The organism is Singulisphaera chitinilytica (assembly GCF_049331405.1).
Taxonomy (GTDB): domain Bacteria; phylum Planctomycetota; class Planctomycetia; order Isosphaerales; family Isosphaeraceae; genus PoT.
This window is the reverse complement of record NZ_CP186274.1, coordinates 5,670,752-5,690,663: the sequence shown is the minus strand read 5'-3', so window position 1 is coordinate 5,690,663 and position 19,912 is coordinate 5,670,752. Positions and strand designations below refer to the sequence as shown.

Below are 19,912 nucleotides of genomic sequence, written 5' to 3'. Positions count from 1 at the left end.
CCCGACGGTCGAAGTGACCCCGATCTTGTCGCGCTGCTCGTGCCCCTCGGATCTGAGATCCCAGATCCGAGGGGTCGTCGGCCACCTCGTCAGGCCGAGCCGACGAGCTTGGCCTTCTTCGGATCCGAATCGCCCGGAGTCATCGCCGCGGAGAGGTCCTCGGGGATGAGGATCTCGAAGAGATGGCTGGCCCCGTCGCTGCCCACCGTGTCCAGGGCGGTATCGAACGCCATCATGGACATCGACGAGGAGGAACCTCCTCCATCGGATCCACCGGTCCCATTGACGACCTGGGTTATCGGGGTGGCCGTGCTGGCCTCGAAGGTCGAGTCGCCATTGTAAACGGCGCCGATGTCGTGCGAGCCGATCCCGAGCACCGCCGTGGTGAATGCGGCGAGGCCGTCGGAGCCTAGCGTGACGGTGGCGAGGGGGGTCGAGCCGTCGAAGAAGGTGACCGTGCCGGTAGGGATTCCCGACGCGGCGGAGGCCGCGACAGCCGCCGTGAACGTGACCGTCTGGCCGATGGTCGACGACGATGCCGAGGAGTTCACAGTGACGTTGGTCGCGAGCTTGTTCACGACCAGGCTGAGGACGTCCGACGTGCTGCCCGTGAACGTCGAGTCGCCGGCGAAGGCGGCCGTGATCTGGTGGGAGCCGATCGAGAGCGCGGAGGTGACGAGGGTGGCGGTGCCGGAGCCGTCGATCGCGACGGTGCCCAGCGGCGCTCCGCCGTCGAGGAAGGTGACGGAGCCCGCCGGTGTGCCCGCCCCCGCCGCCACGGTCGCCGTCAGCGTCACGATGCCGGCCGGGGCCGTGGAAGCCGAGAGCGTGGTAGAGGTGGCCGCCTGGATGACGGGCTGCCCGAAGACGACGTCGACCCAGTAGTTGGTGCCGTTGTAGCTCTGTTCGGGGAATCCGCCGGCGCCGTAGGAGAAGACGCCGTTGTTGCCGGCGGGGGCGTGGAGCGGTCCGGAGTCGGCGCCCGAGGAGTTGAAGTACCCGCTGGTGTAGGCGTATCCGCCGTTGGGTGCGTAGTATCCCGCAACGTAGGTGGCGCCCGGGGCGATGGGGACGGGTGTCGGGAAGGAGACCTGCTGCCAGCCGTCGGAGCCGTCGTCGGCGAAAGTGGCGGTCGCGAGGAGGTTCCCGGAGGCGTCCCAGAGGTAGCCGACGTGGGTGCCGGTGTTGCCCGGGCCCTTGTAGAATCTCACCCCGGTGACGTAGCCCGGGGCGTCGGAGGTGAATCGCACGCCGAGGACGAGCGAGGCGGTGTCGTTCGCGGAGGCGACGGCCGGGGTGGCGGAGTTGGGGAAGAGCGTGCTGCTCGTGAAGGTGGATCCGAGGGCCGTGGTGAACGACCAGGTCACCGGCGCCGTCAGGGCGTTGCCGGCCGTGTCGAGCGCGGCGCCGATCGAGGCCGTGTAGGTCGTGGATGGAGACAGGCCCAACTGCGGCATCAGGGTCAGCGTGATGCTGCCGTCGCTCGCCGTCGTCCACGAGACGTTGACCGGTACGGCATGCCCCGACGAATCCGCCAGCGAGTATGTCACCGAGCCCGGATCCACCGACCCGCCGAACGTCGCCGTCACGCTCGACGACAGGCCCACGTTGGACTCGCCAGGCCCGGGGGTGACGCCGACCTTGTAATAGCTTATCGCGTTCGATGTGCTGCCCGTGAACATCGCCGAGCCGCCGAAGACGGCTGTGATCTGGTGGGCTCCCGCCGGCAGGGTCGAGGTGACCAGGGTGGCGACGCCCGAGCCGTCGAGCGTCACCGTGCCCAGCGACGTGCTCCCGTCGAGGAAGGTCACCGAGCCCGCGGGCGTGCCGCCGCCGGACACTGCCACGGTCGCCGTCAGGGTCAGGGTCCCTCCCGAGCCCGAAGAGGTCGAGGCGGCGAGAGAGGTGTTGGTGGCCGCCTGGACGACGGGCTGCCCGAAGACGACGTCGACCCAGTAGTTGGTGCCGTTGTAGCTCTGTTCGGGGAATCCGCCGGCGCCGTAGGAGAAGACGCCGTTGTTGCCGGCGGGGGCGTGGAGCGGTCCGGAGTCGGCGCCCGAGGAGTTGAAGTACCCGCTGGTGTAGGCGTATCCGCCGTTGGGTGCGTAGTATCCCGCAACGTAGGTGGCGCCCGGGGCGATGGGGACGGGTGTCGGGAAGGAGACCTGCTGCCAGCCGTCGGAGCCGTCGTCGGCGAAAGTGGCGGTCGCGAGGAGGTTCCCGGAGGCGTCCCAGAGGTAGCCGACGTGGGTGCCGGTGTTGCCCGGGCCCTTGTAGAAGCGGAGGCCAGTGACGTAGCCGGATGCGTCGGAGGTGAATCGCACGCCGAGGACGAGCGAGGCGGTGTCGTTCGCGGAGGCGACGGCCGGGGTGGCGGAGTTGGGGAAGAGCGTGCTGCTCGCCAAGGTGGATCCCACGGCCGTGGTGAAGGACCAGATCATCGGCGCCGCCAGGGCGTTGCCGACGAGGTCCAAGGCCGAGCTGATCGTGACGGTGTAGGTCGTCGAGGGCGAGAGCTGCGATTGCGGCGTCAGGATCAGGGTGTTGCCGATCCCCGGTCTGGAGTCGCCTGGCGTCGGAATCCACGAGGCCGTCACGGGCACCGCCTGACCCGAGGCGTCGACCAGGGAGTATGCCACCGATCCGGGGTCGACGGTCTCGCTGAACGTCACGGTCACGCTCGACGCCGGGCTGACGTTGTTGTCGCTCGCGTGCGGTGTCGTGGCGACGATGGTCGGGGCCGTGTGGTCGCCCAGGCTGTTGCTGAAGACGGGATCGACCCAGTAATTCGCCGAGTTGTAGGAGTTGCTCGGGAAGGCGCCCGGTGCACCGAAGACGCCGTTGCCGCCGACGAGGCCGCTCGCCGAGGCGTGCAGCACCCCGGAATCGACCCCCGAGTTGGCGAAATACCCGCCGGTGTAGGCATACCCGCCGCTCGGGGCCGTGTACGAGACCACGTAGGTCGTGTTGGGCATGATGAGGACCGGCTGAGCGAACGTGACCTCCTGCCAGCCCGAGGCCGATTCGCTGGTGAAGGTCGCGCTGGCGATGAGCGCGCCGGCGGAGAACTTCAGGAAGCAGACGGCCCCGCAATTGCAGCCCGGGCAGGGGCCGAACTGGAGCGTGTCATTCGCGGCCCAGATGTGGGCGACATGCGTCCCGATGTTGAGGGGGCCCTTGTAGAACCGGACGCCCGTGACGTAGCCGCCGACGTCCGACTGGAACTTGACGCCGACCTCCACGGCGCCCGAGTCATTGGCCGAGGCGACGGCCGGAGTCGCCGACGTGCCGAAGAGCGTCTCGTCGATGACCTGATTCGTCGTGAACGACCAGGAAATCGGGGCCATCAAGTTGCCGGACAGGTCCTGGGCTCCGCTCAGGTTGGCCGTGTAAGTCTTCGAGAAATCGAGCGCCTGGTTGGGGATCAGCGCGACGGTGTGGCTGGCCGTGTCGTAGGTGACGGTCGTGGCGATGGTGTTGCCGGCCGGGTCGGTCAGCGTGAACGCGATCGTGCTCGACTGGACCGGCTCGCTGAAGACCGCGATGACGCTGAGGGCCGGGGCCGCGTTGGCAACGAGGGTGGCGCCGGGGGTCGGCGACTTCGAGATCACGGTCGGAGGCGTGACGTCGCGTGCGGCGGTGGTGAACGTCCACTGCAAGGGGGCCGCCATCGCCAGGCCGCCGGCGTCCTGGGCTCCGCTGAGGGTGGCGGTGTAGGTCGACAGGACATCGAGCGGGGAGATGGGGGTGAGGGTCACGACGCCCGTCGTCGGCTCATAGCTGAAGGATGATGGGACGACGTTGCCCGAGGCGTCCTGCAGCGTGAAGACGATCGAGCCCGGCTGCACCGGCTTGCTGAATGTCGCCGAGATCGTGGTGCCGATCGAGGGGACATCCGTGGCGTTGGCCGAGGGCTGCGTGATGCTCGCCGTGGGGACGAGCGCGTTGCTGAAGACGACGTCGACCCAGTAGTTGGTCGCGTTGTAGCTGGCATTCGGGAACCCGGTCCCGGCGCCGTAGTACACGCCGTTGCCCCCGGGGGTCGCGTTGGAGAACGCATGGAGCGCGCCGGAGTCGGTCCCCGAGCCGGCGAAATAGCCGCCGGTGGCGACGTAGCCCCCTTGCGGGGCGTAGTACGAGACGGTGTAGGTCGCGCCCGCGTCGATCGCGATCGGCTCGGCGAAGTCGGCCTGCTGCCAGCCCGAGGCGGACTCATTGGTGAACGTCACCGTGCCCAGCAATTGCCCGGCGGCATTCCAGAGGTGGCCGACGTGCGTGCCGAGGCTCGCCGAGCCTTTGTAGAAGCGGATCCCAGTGATGTAGCCGGCGACGTCGGACTCGAACCTGACGCCCAGCTCGTTGGCCGAGAAATCGTTGACCGAGGTGAGTGTCGGCGTCGTCGCGGGGCTCCACAAGGTCGCGTTCACGACCGTGGACGTCGTCGTGAATGTCCACGAGGCGGGGATCATCGGGTTCCCGGCCAGGTCGAGCGCACCGGAGAGGGTCGCGGTGTACGTCGTCGAGGGTTCCAGCCTCGCGTCGGGCGAGAATGTGACCTTGCCCGTCGACGGGTCGTAGGCCACCTCTCCGCTCAGGAGGTATCCCCCGGAGTCCTGCAGGGTGAACTTGATGGTCCCCGCCTGGACGGGTTCGCTGAGGATGGCCGTGAGCTGCGAGATCGAGGTCGGGACCGCGGCGGACGAGTCCGCCGGCGTCAGGCCGCTCGCGGTCGGGGGCGTGTTGTCGACCTTGATGGTGACGGCGTTCGAGCTGATGACGTCGCCGGAGAAGTCGTGCGCGACGCTCGTAAGGACATATGTGCCATCGGCAACGACCGAGGAATCCCAGGTGATCCGGTAGGGGGCCGACGTGACCACCGGCCCGATGTTCGTCCCGTTGAGCTGGAACTGGACGCCGGCGATCCGCGTCGGGTCCGTGGAGAAGGCCGAGGCGACGATCGTGCCGTGCGCCAGCCCCGCGGTCGGATTCGTGAGGACGAGCCCCGGGGGCGTGGTGGTGCTCGCCGGGTTGGAGATGGTGACGCTCGGGCCATTGAGCGTGGTCAGGTTGCCGGCGGAGTCCCGGACCACGGCGGAGAGGGTGTACGCCCCGTTGAACTGCGTCCGGGTGTCCCAGGCCAGGGTGTAGGGGGCGCTCGTGATCTCCTCGCCCAGCGTCGCCCCATTGAGGAGGAACTGGACGCCGGCGACCATCACGTTGTCGGAGACGCCCGCGCTGATGGTGGTCGTGCCGCTGACGGTCGCCCCGGGCGCGGGGCCCGTGATCGAGCCGGTCGGGGGCGTCGAGTCGAGCGGCCCGTTGATGGGCGTGCTCATGTCGCCCTGGATCTCGGCGGGGCTCAGCGCCCGGTCGTAGATGCGGACCTGGTCGATGAGGCCGCTGAAGTAGTCGCCCCACTGCGAATCCCCGCCGATGCGGAGGGCCCCCGTGGAGGTGGTGATGGGGCCGCTGCCGGCCAGCGTGTTCACGAGGACGCCGTTGACGTAGATCTGCAGGTTGGTCCCGTCGTAGCTCGCCGTCAGGAAACTCCAGGTGTTCAGGGGGAGGCTCGAACTGCCCGAGGCGTTCTGGTCGCCGGCGGAAGTGCCGGTGTAGGCCTGCGGGGGCAGGTTGGACCCGCTGGCGCCCGACAGCGAGTAGACCAGGCCGCCCGACCTCTCCTTGGCCAGGATCGTCGTGCTGCCCGAGGGATTCGACGCGGGCTTGACCCAGGCCTCGAGCGTCATGCCGGCGGTCAGGTCGAGCGAGCTCGAGTCGGCGACCGTGACCCAGCTATTCGACCCGTTGAACGAGAGGGCCTGGCCGAAGAGGCCCGGCGCCCAGGTCGTGTTCGAGGCCGTCCCCTGGTTCCCGTTCCCCGAGAGGTCGGTGACGGTCGTCCCGCTCCCCTCGTCGAAGTCGTAGGCCGCGACCAGCCCGCTCGTGCTCGTCGGCAGATAGTAGGCGGTGGCGGTGATGCCCGCCGAGGGGGTCTCGAGATTGCCGCTGTCGTCGACGGCCCGGGTCTTGAACACGACCGGCCCGGCGCGATCGACCGTCCAGGTGTAGCTCCAGTCCTCACGGCCGACGGCCGGATGCCAGGTCGCGCCGCCGTCGGTGGAGATCTCCACGCCCGCCACGACGCCCCCCCCCGAGTCGACCGCGGTGCCGGAGATCGTGATCGTCGAGCCGACGGGGAAGCTCGCCCCGGCGCTCGGAGTGGTGATGGTCGAGACGGGAGGGGTCGTGTCGGTCGACGCGGTGGCCGGCACGAGCCCCGGCTGCAAGGTGGAGGGCTGAGCGTACATGTCGGCGAAGAGGTTCACCGTCGCCTGCTGCATCGCCAGGTCGGGCGTGGTGGGGGTGTTGTTGTGGTTGCCGTCGAGCCCCCATGACCACTGGACCGTGCCCGCGCCGAAGACCAGAGCCCCGCTCGCGGCGCGGTAGAGCGAGATCTGGTGCGTCGAGGTCCCCGGGCCGACCGATGTCCCCCACGGCACGATGACGTGGCTCGTGGTGCTGAACGTCGTGGAGGACATGGTCATGAGCCCCGCGGGCTGGAAGCCGTTGTCCAGGGGCTCGTCGGTCTCGTAGCCGACCACGTACTGGCCCAGCGTGGCCACCTGCCCCGGGGCGAGGTCGGCGACGCTCGTGTTCCGCCAGAAGCGCAGGTCGCCGTCGGAGGCCGGGACGTTCATGCTGATCCCGAGGTCGACGTTGGTCCGGTCGTTCATGTAGGCCTGGCCGGTCAGCGCGTTCTCGGGCCGGCCCCCGTCGGAGGGGGATCCGAAGCGCTGGTCGCGCCAGGTCCCGGTCGAGATATAGGTGGGGGCCTGGTCCATCGGGTCGATCGCGACGCCGACCTGCGACTCCTTGTAGCTGATGACCGTGCGGTAGGCGTCGCCGGAGGGAGAGGCGAGGCTCGGCGCCCAGCGGGTCTTCCAGTAGCCCTCGTTGCCGCTGAAGAATCCGAGATTGACCCCCGCGTCGAGGGCGGCCTCGATGTTGTCGCGCTGCTCCGCCGACCAGTATTCGTCGTGTCCGACCGACAGGAAGACCTTGTGGTTCAGGATGAGGTTGCCGTATCGGGCGGTGTCGACGTCCGTCGTATAGGTGACGTCGTAGCCGTTGGCTTCCATCCAGCGGACCATCGGGTATTCCGCGTGGAGCGGCGAGTTGTAGTCGCCGAGGCCGCCGGAGATCGCGTTCAGGATCAGCGGGCGGTTGTAGCTAACCGCGAGGGCGTGGCCGCGGTTCTGGAGGTCGGGGTTGGTGCCGTCGTAGCTGTAGAGGCTGCTCCCCTGGTAGCTGTCCGTGCCGTCCCAGGTGTTGTAGGCCTGCCAGGTGCTGTCCGACGTCTGGAACATGATGTCCGAGGTGCTGGCATCGTCGCGCACGACGAAGAAAATCTGGCTCGCACCGCCGGTATCGTCGCGCCTGACGTTCGCGAAATAGATGCCCGAGGTGGCGTCCGAAGGGACGGCCCAGGACGCCGAGACCGCCCAGTTGCCCGCGTCGACGAGGCCCGTCGCGTAGTCGGTCATGGGGGCGGGCTGGTCCTGCCTGAGCGTGTCCGATGACGGGATCGTCGTGACGAGCCGGGCGCCGTCCCCCTGGTAATAGCCCATCCGGAAGATGTCGATGTGGTACGAGGCCCCCGACGGGTCGTTGATGCTGAAGTCGATGGCCTGGCCCTGGTCGACGCTGATGTCGGTCGTGAACCCCTGGATGCTCGTGTCGCCCACGCCCGGGACCTGCCACACGCTCTCGGGCGTGCCGGGCAACTGGTTCTCCGCGACGATCGGGTTCACCGAGAGCAGCGTGCGATCCTCGAGAGACTCGAGGCTAGGTCGGCGTTGGTGGGGGCCAGCTTGTCGGCCACGGGCAGGGGACGTCGAAATGCCGCGACGAGATTGCCGGCGCTTCATCTTATGCCTCATCTTGTGATGCAAATAGATGGAAATCGCTACTCGTGAATGCAATAGCGAACCGGCGGCCTCGGGGGGCCATCGAGCCGTCGGTTGTGTTCGACCCATCATCGGGCCGCCCGTCCCGGGCGTTGCTCGGCGAGGGAGGTTTCGCCGCAAGCCGGTCGTTGCGCTGCCAGAGTCGTATCTATATCTGCGGCATCTTAAACGTTGGATCATCAGATCGCTACAGTAAATATCGTGCGAGACCTTATAATTCGAAATTGCGGAGCGGATGACTTGTTTTGTTCCGGAATGGTGGAGAATAGTCCGCAATAGACTTGCTATTGGCTCCTCGATGTTGCACCTTCGCATCAAAGTGCCAGGAGGTTGCATTCCTCGACTCGCGGCGTGATCTAAAAATCAAAGACGAAGCGTCGCGGCCGCTTGGGATAGGCCGTGGGTTGCAGTCCGACTTGGAGCTCGCGCCGACGTGAGGGCGTCCCCCGGGCCGTAGAGTATCGTGGGTTGCAGGCTCTCCTCACGAGGAACCCTTGGGTTACAATGCTTATGGCCTAATTGTATAGCAATGATATAAGAGGCATGGGATAAGCGGTGGGTTGCAGTTTTGATGGAGTGCTCTAGGGTTGATAGGCGATTATTGTCGTATATAAGGCCGTGGGTTGCAGCTTTCTGTTCATAGAAAGCCGTGGGTTGCAGGGCTGGCTCGTTGGGAATTCTGGAAGAATTGAGTTAAAATTATATATGGTGTTGTGCGTGAAAACGGCGAGGCCGCGACGAGGCATCCACCTGCCGGCGCGACGACCTGGATCATGGCCGGCTCGGCAGACCCACTCCTCGCCGAAGCCTGCCGGTTTGTGCTCGCGTTTGTGATGTCGAAGGGCCTGGCCGACGGCGAGGTGTGGGACTCGACAGGGCCGCACTCGAGGCGGATGCAGCGTCAGGGGTGGTTGGGGGAGGGACGAGGCTCGGCCGATGTGGGGGCAGGGGGCCATGGCCGCCCCCTTCTCGTTCGGGAAGATCCCCCAGGGCCATGGTCTCCGGCCCTGGAGCGTTTCGTAGGAGTCAGTCGTGCGAGGCGGCCACAAGATCGCGCGTACGGGTGTATTGCCGAGGCGAGCAACCCATGACTCGCTTGAAGGCCGTGCTGAAGGCGCTCTCCGATTCGTACCCGAGCGAGAGCGAGATGACGGAGACGGAATCGCCCGAGTTCCTCAGCCTGTCCCCGGCGAGGAGCATTCGCCAGCGCGTCAGGTAGTCGATGGGGCTCGAGCCCACGGTTTCCTTGAACCTCGCGGCGAAGCCCGACCGCGACATCCCCACGCTTTCCGCCAACTCCTGGATCGTCCAGGGGTGGGCTGGCTCGCCGTGCATGGCGTTGATCGCAGGGCCGATCTGCTCGTCCGCCAGGGCGAAGAGCCAGCCGACCCCCCCGTTCAGGCCCTCCGCGAGGTGGGCGCGGAGCGCCTGGACCAGCATCAGGTGGGAGAGGTGCTGGAGGACGAGGTAGCTGCCGGCCTGGGGCTCGCGCAGCTCCGCCATCATCCGCTCGATCGACCAGCGGAGCGCCAGCCGGTCCGCCTCATTCTTGATGTGGACGATCGGCGGGAGCATCCCGAGCAGGATGCTGGCGTGGCTCTTCTCGAAGTCGAAGTAACCCCCGACGCCCGAGACGTCTCCTCCCCCGTTCCAGACGGAGATGGCCCCTTGCAAGGGCCGCTTGTAAATCGACCGGAAGTCGACCGGCGGCAGGGCGAGGTCGCTCGTCAGGCGGAACGGACGACCCAGCGGCAGGAGGAAGGCATCTCCGGCCTTGAGGTGCACCGCCTCGGCCACGCCCTCCACGACGAGCCAGCACTGGCCGGAGACGATCGCATAGCACTTGATCCCGTCGTGTTCGGCGAACTGGAGCGACCAGTCGCCGCCGACGTCGAAGCCGCCGCACATCGTGTTTTGAGGCTTCAGCAGCGAGAGCACGCCCGAGAGCGGGTCCATGAGGCCTCCTGGACGATCGCGAAGATTATTTGGACCCTGGAGCATAGAACGTCTCTGGGTGAAAGCCTACCGTGGTGATCGTTGGCTCGAAAGTCAAATCTAGGAGGGGGGACTTCCTGATGCGTGTTTTCGTCACGGGTGCGACGGGTTTCATCGGAACCGAGGTCGTTCGCGACCTCCTCAAGGCGGGCCACTCGGTCCTGGGCCTTTCCCGCTCGGACAAGGGGGCATCAGCCCTCTCCGCCGCCGGCGCCGAGGTTCATCGGGGCGACCTCGAGGATCTCGACAGCCTGAAGAGCGGGGCGGCGGCCTCGGATGGGGTGATCCACCTCGGATTCATCCACGACTTCTCGCGGTTCCAGGAGGTCTGCGAGGCCGACCGCAAGGCCATCACGGCCATCGGCGACGCTCTCGCCGGCTCCGACCGCCCCTTCGTCGTCACGTCCGGCACCGGCATGGGGACGAAAGTGCCCGGCGAGCCCTCGACCGAGGATCACTTCGACCCCCACCACCCGAACCCCCGCGCGGGCTCGGAGATCGCGGCGGAAGCCGTCGCCGGCCGCGGTGTTCGCGTGACGGTGGTGCGACTCCCGCAGGTGCACAACACGGAGAAGCAAGGCCTCGTCACGCCGACGATCGCCATCTCCCGCGAGAAGGGGGTCTCTGCCTACGTCGGCGACGGTCAGAACCGTTGGCCCGCGGCCCACGTCCTCGACGTCGCCCCCGTCTACCGCCTGGCCCTCGAGAAGGGGCCGAATCGGGCGAGGTACAACGCCGTCGCCGAGGAGGGCGTGACGGCCAAAGCCATCGCCGAGGCCATCGGCCGAGGCCTCAAGATCCCGGTCGTCTCCCTCTCGCCCGAGGAGGCCGCCGCCCACTTCGGCTGGATGGCCTTCTTCGCCGGGCTCGATATGCCGGCCTCCAGCGCCCTGACGCAAGAACGCCTGGGATGGCACCCGGTCCAGAAGGCCGGGATGATCGAGGACCTCGACCACATGAACTGGTCGGCCGTCTGACAAGTCGTTGACGGGAGCGACTCCCCCCTAGCTCCTGGCGGCGCCGAGTCCCTCCATCAGCAGTTGCCAGACGTCGTCGTAGGCCTCGTCGAGGCTCGGATCCGCCCACTCCGAGGCGTGCGCCGGGTGGTGGAACCGGGACGTGGCCACCAGGACCGCTCGGCCGGCGGCGACGGGGTCGACCTTGCGGAACGAGCCGTCCTGCACACCCGCGTCGACGATCGTCGCGAGCAGGTGGATCAACTCGTCGATGTGGGCCGCGACGATCGACTTGGCGTCGGCCGCCAGCGACCTGTAGGCGGTGAAGAGCTCGGAGTCGTTGGTGGCCCTCCGGCGCTTGACGGCGATGAGCGCATCGACGAACTGCCGCAACCTCTCGGGAGCCGGGCCGGGCCTGGCGACGATCTCCCGGAGCGGCTCCATGGTCGCCTCGACCCAGCGGCCGACGACGAGGTCGCGCAGCTCGGCCTTGCTCGCGACGTGCTTGTAGACGGCCGTGTGGCTCACGCCCAGGGCCCTCGCCACGTCCACGACGGTCGCCTTGGCCGGGCCGAAGCGCCTGATGACGTCTTCGGCCGCGGCCAGGATGCGATCACGGGTGAGCGGGGCGTCGGCGGGGGGCATGGGAACCTCTCGAGCGCATCAAGGCTTCGCGGCGGCAATCCCGTCCAGTTCCGCCAGCGTCTCCGGATCCAGGGTCAAACTGGCGGCGGCCAGGTTCTCCCGGAGGTGGCCCCGGGACGACGTCCCCGGTATCAAGAGGATATTCGGGGACCGGTGCAGCAGCCAGGCCAGCGCGACCTGCATCGGCGTGGACCCGAGGCGGCTCGCGACCTCCGACAGCGTGGACGACTGCAGCGGGGTGAACCCGCCGAGAGGAAAGAACGGTACATAGGGGATGCCCTGCCTGTCCAGTTCCTCGATCAGGTCGTCGTCGTGGCGGTGGGCCAGGTTGTAGAGGTTCTGGACGCAGGCGACCTCGGTAATCGCCTGGGCCTCGGCTACCTGGGTCGACGTGACGTTGCTCAGGCCGATGTGGCGGATCAGGCCTTGCTGTTTCAGTTCGGCCAGCACCGACACCTTCTCGGCGATGGAGCCTTCCTCGGGGCCGTGGCCCGAGCCCATGTGGCGATAGTTCACGACGTCGAGCGCCTCGAGGCCGAGGTTCTTCAGGTTGTCGTGGACCCCCTGGATCAACTCGTCTCGCGAGACGGCGGGCTGCCATGACTTGTCGGGTGGGCGCTTACCGCCGAGCTTGGTGACGATCACCAGGTTCTCGGGATACGGGTGCAAGGCCTGCTTGATGATCTGGTTCGTGACGTGCGGGCCGTAGAAGTCGCTGGTGTCGATGTGGTCGACGCCCGACGCGACGGCCTCGCGGAGCACGGCGACGGCCTCATTCGGATCCTTGGGCGGCCCATAGATGCCGGGGCCGGAGAGCTGCATCGCGCCGTAGCCCATCCGGTGGACCGTCAGCGAGGTGCCGGGGAACACGTATCGGCCGCCGAGCGAAACGTCTGACATGATTTGGCTCCTTTCCCTGGGTGAACCGGGGGAAGTTTATGGAGGGTGGTGACAGAAGTCAAAATTTGAAACTCGTATTCTTGTGTCGGTGGCTGGAGTCGGTGGCCGGCTCGGGAGAATCCACGCGACTATAAGGATGGTGCGGTCGGCCTGTTCAAATTTGTCATCTTCGCGCACGATCCGGGCACCAAGTCCAATCTCTCCCCCCCAGGGGCCCTAAAATGAAACGCAAGGCCTTCCAGCCTCAGGCCGCGGAACTGGAATCGAAGCTCCTGCTCAGCTACATGGGAGCCCCCGCCCCCTCGACGGCCGAGGTCTCGATCCTCGCCGATCGGAGCGGGTCGACCCCCGCTACGGCGATCACCAACTCGGTCAAGGGCAACTACTTCGCCGCCGAGGACAACCGCGCGGCCGATGCCCCGTTGCACGTCCAGCTCAACGGCAATGGAAGGGTCAACGGCCTCGGCCGGGCGAAACTCTCGGGCTCGCTCGATCTCGGCGGGTTCCGGGTCGCCGGCATGAACGACGTGGGCGGCACGCTCACCCTGAGCAACGGCAAGGGGACCGTGAAGCTCGAATTGTCCGGCGCCGGAGGCTTCAATCAGGTCCCGAACGGCACGTTCGTCACCAACGTCACTGCAACCTCGGGCACGGGAGCCTATCGAGGCTTCCAGAGGAGCGGCACGGTGACCTTCCACTTCGGCGAGAGCCAGGTCCGATCCATCAAGTCCCCGAGCCCCATCGGCGGCGCGATGACGGTCACCCTGAGCCTGAAGCCGCTGGTCAAGTAAGGTCGAACGGATCTCGACCTCGACCCCCAACACGACAAGGAGGATCGATCACACATGGCCCAGATGGTTTTCTTCAATCTGCCGGTGAAGGATCTCGAGAAGTCGAAGGCCTTCTTCAGCCACCTCGGCTACTTGTTCAACCCGCAATTCACCGACGAGAACGCCGCGTGTATGGTCATCAGCGAGCACATCTACGCCATGCTCTTGACCCACGCCAGGTTCAAGGATTTCACCCCTCGCGAGATCTGCGACGCGACCAAGAGCACCGAGGTCCTCATCTGCCTCTCGTGTGAAAGCCGCGCCAGGGTGGACGAGATCGTCTCCAAGGCCGTGGCCGCCGGCGGTGCGCCCCACATGGAAGCCAAGGACTACGGGATGATGTACGGCCACGGCTTCACCGACCCCGACGGCCACATCTGGGAAGTCATGTGGATGGACCCCTCCGCGGTCCAATAAACCGGCGCGACGGGATCGTTCGCTTGAGTCTGTCAGGAGGGAAGGGGGGCGGCTTCCGCGTCCGGCCCCCTTCCCATTCAACCTCGGGCGAGTGCAGGATTTGGCGTAATTTTGTACACTCGTGGACATCCGTGTGGTAGATTGCTTGTCGGAGCTTCCCGGAGGTCGAGGGCGCGAACGTGAGCGGGCCCGAACGGCAGCGAAAGGTCATTCATATCGACATGGACGCGTTCTATGCGTCCGTCGAGCAGCGCGATGATCCTGAACTTCGCGGCAAGCCCGTCGCCGTCGGGGGCTCGCGCGAGCGGGGGGTCGTTGCGGCCGCGAGCTATGAGGCACGTCGGTTCGGCGTCCGGTCGGCCATGCCATCGGTCACCGCGAAGCGGAAGTGCCCCGACCTGATCTTCGTGAAGCCGAGGTTCGACGTCTACAAGGCCGTCTCGCAACAGATCCGCGCGATCTTCGCCGAGTACACGTCGCTCATCGAGCCGCTCTCGCTCGACGAGGCCTACCTCGACGTCACCGAGAATCGGAAGGCGATCCCCTCGGCGACCCAGATCGCCGAGGAGATCCGGGCGAAGATCCGCGCCGAGACCGGCCTGACGGCGTCGGCGGGGGTCTCCTACAACAAGTTCCTCGCGAAGATGGCCTCGGACGAGCGCAAGCCCGACGGCCTCTTCGTCATCACGCCGAAGAAGGGGCCCGCATTCGTCGAGGCCCTGCCGGTGGGGAAGTTCCACGGGATCGGGCCGGTCACGCGGGCGAAGATGGAGAGCCTCGGGATTCTGTACGGCGCGGATCTGAAGGGCCAGACGCTGTTGTTCCTCCAGGAGCACTTCGGCAAGGTGGGCCCTTATTACTACTCGCTGGCGCGCGGGATCGACGAACGCCCCGTCTGCGCCGATCGCGTGCGCAAGTCGATCGGCGCGGAGACGACGTTCAACGTCGACCTCTTCTCGGCGGAGGAGGCCCTCGCCTCGCTCGAGCCGCTGATCGGGAAGGTCTGGTCCTACTGCGAGAACTCGGCGATCCGAGGGCGCACGGCGACGCTCAAGGCGAAGTTCGCCGACTTCCAGCAGATCACCCGCAGCCGGACCCTCGAGGCCCCGGTCGAGTCGCAGGCCATGCTCGAGGAGGTCGTGGCCGTGCTGCTCGAACCGCTCTTCCCCGTCAGCAAGGGCATCCGGCTGCTCGGCGTGACGCTGTCCTCGCTCGACTCCGATTCGGAGCCGCAGATCGCCCGGCAACTCCGATTGCCGCTTTCGATCGAGCTGAACGGCCCGAAGTTCTGACGCGGCCGGGCGGCTTCTGCATCTCGAATCGCGCTCACATCGTTCATAAACTCGGCGAGCCATTCCCCTTCGTTTCAGGGCATGCTTTGCCCCTTCGAAAAGTCGTTTGTTTGTCGGCTCGATGCCCCTTGGTCCAGAAGATGCAAGGGTTGGCTAGAAGGGATAACGTAACCGCTCGCCCCAGTAGACATGTTGAAATGAGCAGAAGATTGCTTGCGGCCTGCTGCTCGACCTTGTGGTTGAGGGCGGTCCTGAGGGCAGGGGGGCGAGCCCCGATGGCCAAGGTGTCTTGACGCTGCAACGTGCGAAGAGGTGTAATAACGGACACTCGACAGGTGCTCCCGATCCTCAACGGGGATGCGGGGGAGAATAGGGAAGACGGTGCGAATCCGTCGCGGGGCCGCCGCTGTGATCGGCGAGGCCCCCGGACCAGAAGCCACTGCCCTCGGGCGGGAAGGCGGTCCGGGTGCCGAGAAGAGCCGAGAGCCAGAAGACCTGCCCGTCGAGTGACGCCCATGATGCCCCGGACCCGGGCATGCGGCAGGTCGGTTCACCACCGCGCGAGCGGAAACCTCCTGCGTCTCAGGTCCATCAACTTTGCCCGGACCGCAGGAAGGTCAACCTTCCCATGCAAGCCCCTCGATGCCTATCAGATCGACCTCCCGACCCCGCACCCTCGCGGCCAGGGCGACTCCCGATCGCCCCAATCGGCAGGTCGATATTCACATAACCAAACCAGCCCCGCCGATTTCGAACGCCACCCCCCCCCTGATGGCCCGCAGGGTGGGTTGCTCGAGCATCTATCATGAAAATAATTGAAGATTTGCAAGAATTTGTCGCAAGTCAATTGTCGTTGCTCACGCCAGTTGAGCAGGCTTGGCAGCCAACCGATTATCTCCCCGACCTCGCCGGCGAGGACTGGATCGAGCAACTCCGCGCCTTTCGCGAGTCGGCCACGCGGCTCCCCGAGGAGCTGCTCGTCGTGCTCGTCGGCAACATGGTAACCGAGGAGGCGCTCCCGAATTACGCCATCACCCTCGAGCACATCGTCAACGACCCGTTCGAGACGGAGACCCCCTGGGCGAAATGGCTCAGGGGCTGGACGGCCGAGGAGAATCGCCACGGCGACCTGCTGAATGCCTACCTCCGCCTGACCGGGCGGGTGGACATGAGGGCGGTCGAGACGACGGTGCATCACCTCATCAAGAATGGATTCACCACCGGCTGCGATGGCAACAATTACGGGGGATTGCTCTACGCCGCCTTCCAGGAACGCGCGACCCGCATGACGCATGGGAAGCTCGGCAAGCTCGCGCAGGAGCACGGGGAAGAGAACCTGGCGCGGATCTGCCGGAAGATCGCCGCCGACGAGACCCGCCACGAGGTCTTCTACACCAAGGTCATCGCCGAGTTGTTCGAACGCGACCCGGACGAGATGATCCTGACCTACCGCACGATGCTGAAACGCCTCATCTCCATGCCCGGCAGCCGGATGTCGGACGGCCGCGACCACAATCTCTTCGACCACTACGCGGCCATAACGCAACGCACGGGCGTTTATACGACCTTCGACTACGCCTCGATCATCGGCCATCTGAACGCAGCCTGGGGGCTTGAAGGGCGATCCTTCTCGGGCAAGGCGGCGAAGGCGCAGGACTACGTCTGCCGACAGCCGGAACGCTACGAGAGCCTCGCCGCCGAGATCGCCGAACGAATGCCCGAGGTTGCTCCTGAACAATTTTCCTGGTTATACGGACTGGCCGCCAAATCTTGACGAGGAGTTTCTCGCGGGCCCCGGTTTTCCAAGGTATGGTTCACAAGATCGACGGGTTCCGCTCGTTCATGCGGGCGGATGAAAAGGGAAGCCGGTGAGAATCCGGCGCAGGGCCGCTGCTGTAATCGGCGAGAGGCTCGGGCTTGAATTGCCACTGCGGGACCATCCGCGGGAAGGCCGCCCGACCTCGTTCCAGCCGTAAGCCAGAAGACCTGCCCGTCGAGTGGCGCCATTCGTGCTCCGGACCCGGGCACAGCGCAGGCATGGCAAGATCCGCGTGTGCGGAGGCCTCCTGCACGACCGGGACCGGCATACACTGCCCGGACCGGCAGGAAGGTTCATTGCCGTGCTTCGATTATCGGATTGCAACGACTCTGCCGGTCGCACCATCCCTTCCGGCGGCCTGCATCGTCTCGCCGTCGCCCCGCCACGTCCCCTGATCAATCCCGCCCGTCCTCCGAGAGAGTCGACCGCCTTCGAGGTTGAGCTCGGTCTGCCTCCGCGGTGATCGTTTCCGTCGGATCCGAGGCCATGCCACCTCTCCGCGCCTTGCGGAACCGGCCAGGGCAGCCATCGGTTCCGGTCGATCGTCGTGAGGCATGTCCTCCTTGCCGGGACGGACGGCGATCGAGCCCTCCGGCATCAGTCATCACATCCTTCAATTTAAACATCATCATTACGTGGGGTGATTTTTATGGCTATTGACTTGTCGATTGCATCTCCCCTGGAGAACGGGACCCACGAGCGCAAGAAAGAGCCGGGACGAACCCCCAACACCACGGAAACCAGCATGCGGGTCCGCAAGCGCAACGGGAGCCTCGAGCCGGTCGATGTCAACAAGATCGTCCGAGCCGTGCAGCGCTCCGCCGGCGGCCTCTCGCATGTGGATATCATGCGGATTGCCGTGAAGACGATCGGCGGCCTCTTCGACGGGGCCACGACCCAGGAGCTCGACCAGCTCTCGATCCAGACCGCCGCGTCCTTGATTGCCGAGGAGCCCGAATACTCCCAGCTCGCCGCCAGGCTCCTCGGCTGCTTCATCGACAAGGAGGTGATGAATCAGGACATCTATTCATTCTCGCAGTCCATCGCCCTGGGCCAGCGGCTCGGCCTGGTCGCCGACGACACGGCGCAGCTCGTCGCCGCTTCGGCGAGGAAGTTGAACTCGGCCGCCGACGGCTCCTACGAGCGTTTCGAGTTCTTCGGGCTCCGCACCGTCTACGACCGCTACCTGCTCCGTCACCCGACCACGCGCAACGTGATCGAGACCCCTGCATACTTCTTCCTGCGGGTCGCCTGCGGACTCTCCACGACCGTTGGAGATGCGCTTGAGCTCTACCGGCTGTTGGCGGCGCACCGCTACATGCCCTCGTCACCGACGCTCTTCAACTCGGGCACGCTCCGGCCGCAGATGTCGTCCTGCTACCTGCTCGATTCCCCGGCCGATGACCTCGAGGGGATCTACGGCCGCTACGCCGACGTCGCCCGGCTCTCGAAGTATGCGGGCGGGATCGGCCTCGCCTACCACCGGATCCGCTCGCGTGGCTCGCACATCAAGGGCACGAACGGCCACAGCAACGGCATCGTGCCATGGCTCAAGACGCTCGACTCGTCCGTCGCCGCGGTCAATCAAGGTGGCAGGAGGAAGGGGGCCTGCGCCGTCTACCTCGAGACCTGGCACGCGGACGTCGAGGAGTTCCTCGAGCTGAAGGACAACACCGGCGACGAGGCCCGCCGTACGTATAATCTCAATCTCGCAAACTGGATCCCCGATCTGTTCATGCGTCGCGTCGAGGCGGGCGAGCGATGGTCCCTCTTCGACCCCAAGGTCACGCCGCACCTCACCGACCTCCACGGCGAGGAATTCAACGTCGCCTATACCCAGGCCGAGGCCGATGGCCTCGCGGTCAAGCAGGTCGCGGCGCGAGACCTCTACGCTCGCATGATGAAGACGCTGGCCGAGACCGGCAACGGCTGGATGAACTTCAAGGACGCCTGCAACCGCAAGTCGAACCAGACCCTCCGCCCGCAGAACGTCCTGCACTCGTCGAACCTCTGCACCGAGATCGTCGAGGTGACCTCCCCGGGCGAGACGGCCGTCTGCAACCTCGGCTCGATCCACCTCGGACGGCACGTCACCGAGGAGGGCTTCGACTTCGAGGCGCTGGGGGAGACGGCCCGCACTGCCGTCCGCTACCTCGACGCCGTGGTCGATATCAACTTCTACCCCACGCCCGAGTCGGCCGCGTCGAACCAGCGTTGGCGCCCCGTGGGCCTGGGCCTCATGGGCCTCCAGGACGTCTTCTTCCAACTCCGGCTTCCATTCGACAGCGTCGAGGCGAAGGAACTCTCCCTCCGCATCCAGGAAGAAATCTATTATCAGGCGTTGAGCATCTCGTGCGACCTGGCGAGCGTCCACGGCCCGCACCCTGCCTTCGCCGACACCCGCGCCGCCGAGGGGCAACTCCAGTTCGACCTCTGGGGGATCACCCCGAAGGATCCGGCGCGCTGGGAGGGACTCCGCGAGCGGATCAAGCAGTTCGGCCTGAGGAACTCGCTCGTCGTGGCGATTGCCCCCACCGCGACCATCGCCTCGATCGTGGGGGCCTATGAGTGCATCGAGCCGCAGATCTCGAACCTCTTCAAGCGCGAGACCCTCTCGGGCGAGTTCATGCAGGTGAACCGCTACCTCGTCCGCGAGCTGAAGCGCATCGGGCTCTGGACCGAGGAGATCCGCAACCGGATCAAGATCGCCGAAGGCTCGATCCAGGGGATCTCCGAGATCCCCGCCGAACTGAAGCAGCTCTTCCGGACCGTCTGGGAGATCCCGATGCGTTCGCTGATCGACATGGCCGCCGAGCGGGCCCCATTCATCGACCAGAGCCAATCGCTCAACCTCTTCATCGAGAGCCCGAGCATCGGCAAGCTCTCGTCTATGTACATGTACGCCTGGAAGAAGGGCCTCAAGACGACCTACTACCTGCGCTCGCGCCCGGCGACCGGGATCGCCAAGACGACCACAGGCAAGGTCGTCGAGGCCGCGAAGAATATCGCCTGCTCGCTCGAGAACCCCGAGACCTGCGAGTCTTGCCAGTAAGTCTCGCCGCTCTCAAATGGATCCCGTCTCTTTGAACCC

Annotated in this window: 10 protein-coding genes and 2 riboswitches; of the genes, 6 read left to right on the top strand and 4 right to left on the bottom strand. The window is 66.1% G+C overall.

Annotation, left to right across the window (positions count from 1 at the left end):
• Nucleotides 1–89: 89 nt before the first annotated feature.
• Together ACOYYX_RS22605 and ACOYYX_RS22600 are read right to left on the bottom strand one after the other, a co-directional pair.
• Nucleotides 90–7,811, bottom strand: coding sequence for a DUF4082 domain-containing protein (locus ACOYYX_RS22605; RefSeq protein WP_422923925.1), 7,722 nt, complete (start codon nucleotides 7,809–7,811; stop codon nucleotides 90–92).
• A gap of 1,182 nt (nucleotides 7,812–8,993) precedes the next feature.
• Nucleotides 8,994–9,923, bottom strand: a complete 930-nt coding sequence (locus ACOYYX_RS22600) for an AraC family transcriptional regulator (RefSeq protein WP_422923923.1) — start codon at nucleotides 9,921–9,923, stop codon at nucleotides 8,994–8,996.
• A gap of 119 nt (nucleotides 9,924–10,042) precedes the next feature.
• Here ACOYYX_RS22600 and ACOYYX_RS22595 point away from each other — a divergent pair, with 119 nt between their 5' ends.
• Complete coding sequence (locus ACOYYX_RS22595) at nucleotides 10,043–10,939, top strand: SDR family oxidoreductase (RefSeq protein WP_422923922.1); 897 nt, start codon at nucleotides 10,043–10,045, stop codon at nucleotides 10,937–10,939.
• A 27-nt stretch (nucleotides 10,940–10,966) separates the two neighbouring features.
• On the opposite strand, the gene ACOYYX_RS22590 is transcribed toward ACOYYX_RS22595, so the two are convergent.
• A complete protein-coding gene (locus ACOYYX_RS22590) occupies nucleotides 10,967–11,563 on the bottom strand; it encodes a TetR family transcriptional regulator (RefSeq protein WP_422923921.1) in 597 nt (198 codons plus the stop codon).
• Nucleotides 11,564–11,581: 18 nt separating this feature from the next.
• Nucleotides 11,582–12,463, bottom strand: a complete 882-nt coding sequence (locus tag ACOYYX_RS22585) for an aldo/keto reductase family oxidoreductase (protein WP_422923919.1) — start codon at nucleotides 12,461–12,463, stop codon at nucleotides 11,582–11,584.
• A gap of 221 nt (nucleotides 12,464–12,684) precedes the next feature.
• Here ACOYYX_RS22585 and ACOYYX_RS22580 point away from each other — a divergent pair, with 221 nt between their 5' ends.
• The 5 genes from ACOYYX_RS22580 to ACOYYX_RS22560 all read left to right on the top strand — a co-directional run bounded on the left by ACOYYX_RS22580 (nucleotide 12,685) and on the right by ACOYYX_RS22560 (nucleotide 19,873).
• Nucleotides 12,685–13,254, top strand: a complete 570-nt coding sequence (locus tag ACOYYX_RS22580; protein WP_422923917.1) for a hypothetical protein — start codon at nucleotides 12,685–12,687, stop codon at nucleotides 13,252–13,254.
• A 54-nt stretch (nucleotides 13,255–13,308) separates the two neighbouring features.
• On the top strand, nucleotides 13,309–13,710 hold the full coding sequence (locus ACOYYX_RS22575) for a VOC family protein (RefSeq protein WP_422923915.1): 402 nt from the start codon (nucleotides 13,309–13,311) through the stop codon (nucleotides 13,708–13,710).
• A 221-nt stretch (nucleotides 13,711–13,931) separates the two neighbouring features.
• On the top strand, nucleotides 13,932–15,002 hold the full coding sequence (dinB, locus tag ACOYYX_RS22570; RefSeq protein WP_422931655.1) for a DNA polymerase IV: 1,071 nt from the start codon (nucleotides 13,932–13,934) through the stop codon (nucleotides 15,000–15,002).
• A 316-nt stretch (nucleotides 15,003–15,318) separates the two neighbouring features.
• Nucleotides 15,319–15,519, top strand: a riboswitch (cobalamin riboswitch).
• A 336-nt stretch (nucleotides 15,520–15,855) separates the two neighbouring features.
• Nucleotides 15,856–16,776: an acyl-ACP desaturase gene (locus ACOYYX_RS22565; RefSeq protein WP_422923914.1), complete on the top strand. Its 921-nt coding sequence runs from the start codon at nucleotides 15,856–15,858 to the stop codon at nucleotides 16,774–16,776.
• 36 nt (nucleotides 16,777–16,812) lie between these two features.
• A riboswitch (cobalamin riboswitch) is annotated at nucleotides 16,813–17,010 on the top strand.
• 460 nt (nucleotides 17,011–17,470) lie between these two features.
• Nucleotides 17,471–19,873: a ribonucleoside-diphosphate reductase subunit alpha gene (locus ACOYYX_RS22560; protein WP_422923912.1), complete on the top strand. Its 2,403-nt coding sequence runs from the start codon at nucleotides 17,471–17,473 to the stop codon at nucleotides 19,871–19,873.
• Nucleotides 19,874–19,912 lie beyond the last annotated feature (39 nt).

Excerpts from the sequence above, each read along its gene's own strand:
- ACOYYX_RS22560 (WP_422923912.1), top strand. The coding sequence starts at position 17,471 with ATGGCTATTGACTTGTCGATTGCATCTCCCCTGGAGAACGGGACCCAC.
- ACOYYX_RS22580 (WP_422923917.1), top strand. The coding sequence starts at position 12,685 with ATGAAACGCAAGGCCTTCCAGCCTCAGGCCGCGGAACTGGAATCGAAG.
- ACOYYX_RS22575 (WP_422923915.1), top strand. The coding sequence starts at position 13,309 with ATGGCCCAGATGGTTTTCTTCAATCTGCCGGTGAAGGATCTCGAGAAG.
- dinB (WP_422931655.1), top strand. The coding sequence starts at position 13,932 with ATGGACGCGTTCTATGCGTCCGTCGAGCAGCGCGATGATCCTGAACTT.
- ACOYYX_RS22595 (WP_422923922.1), top strand. The coding sequence starts at position 10,043 with ATGCGTGTTTTCGTCACGGGTGCGACGGGTTTCATCGGAACCGAGGTC.
- ACOYYX_RS22600 (WP_422923923.1), bottom strand. The coding sequence starts at position 9,923 with ATGGACCCGCTCTCGGGCGTGCTCTCGCTGCTGAAGCCTCAAAACACG.
- ACOYYX_RS22585 (WP_422923919.1), bottom strand. The coding sequence starts at position 12,463 with ATGTCAGACGTTTCGCTCGGCGGCCGATACGTGTTCCCCGGCACCTCG.
- ACOYYX_RS22590 (WP_422923921.1), bottom strand. The coding sequence starts at position 11,563 with ATGCCCCCCGCCGACGCCCCGCTCACCCGTGATCGCATCCTGGCCGCG.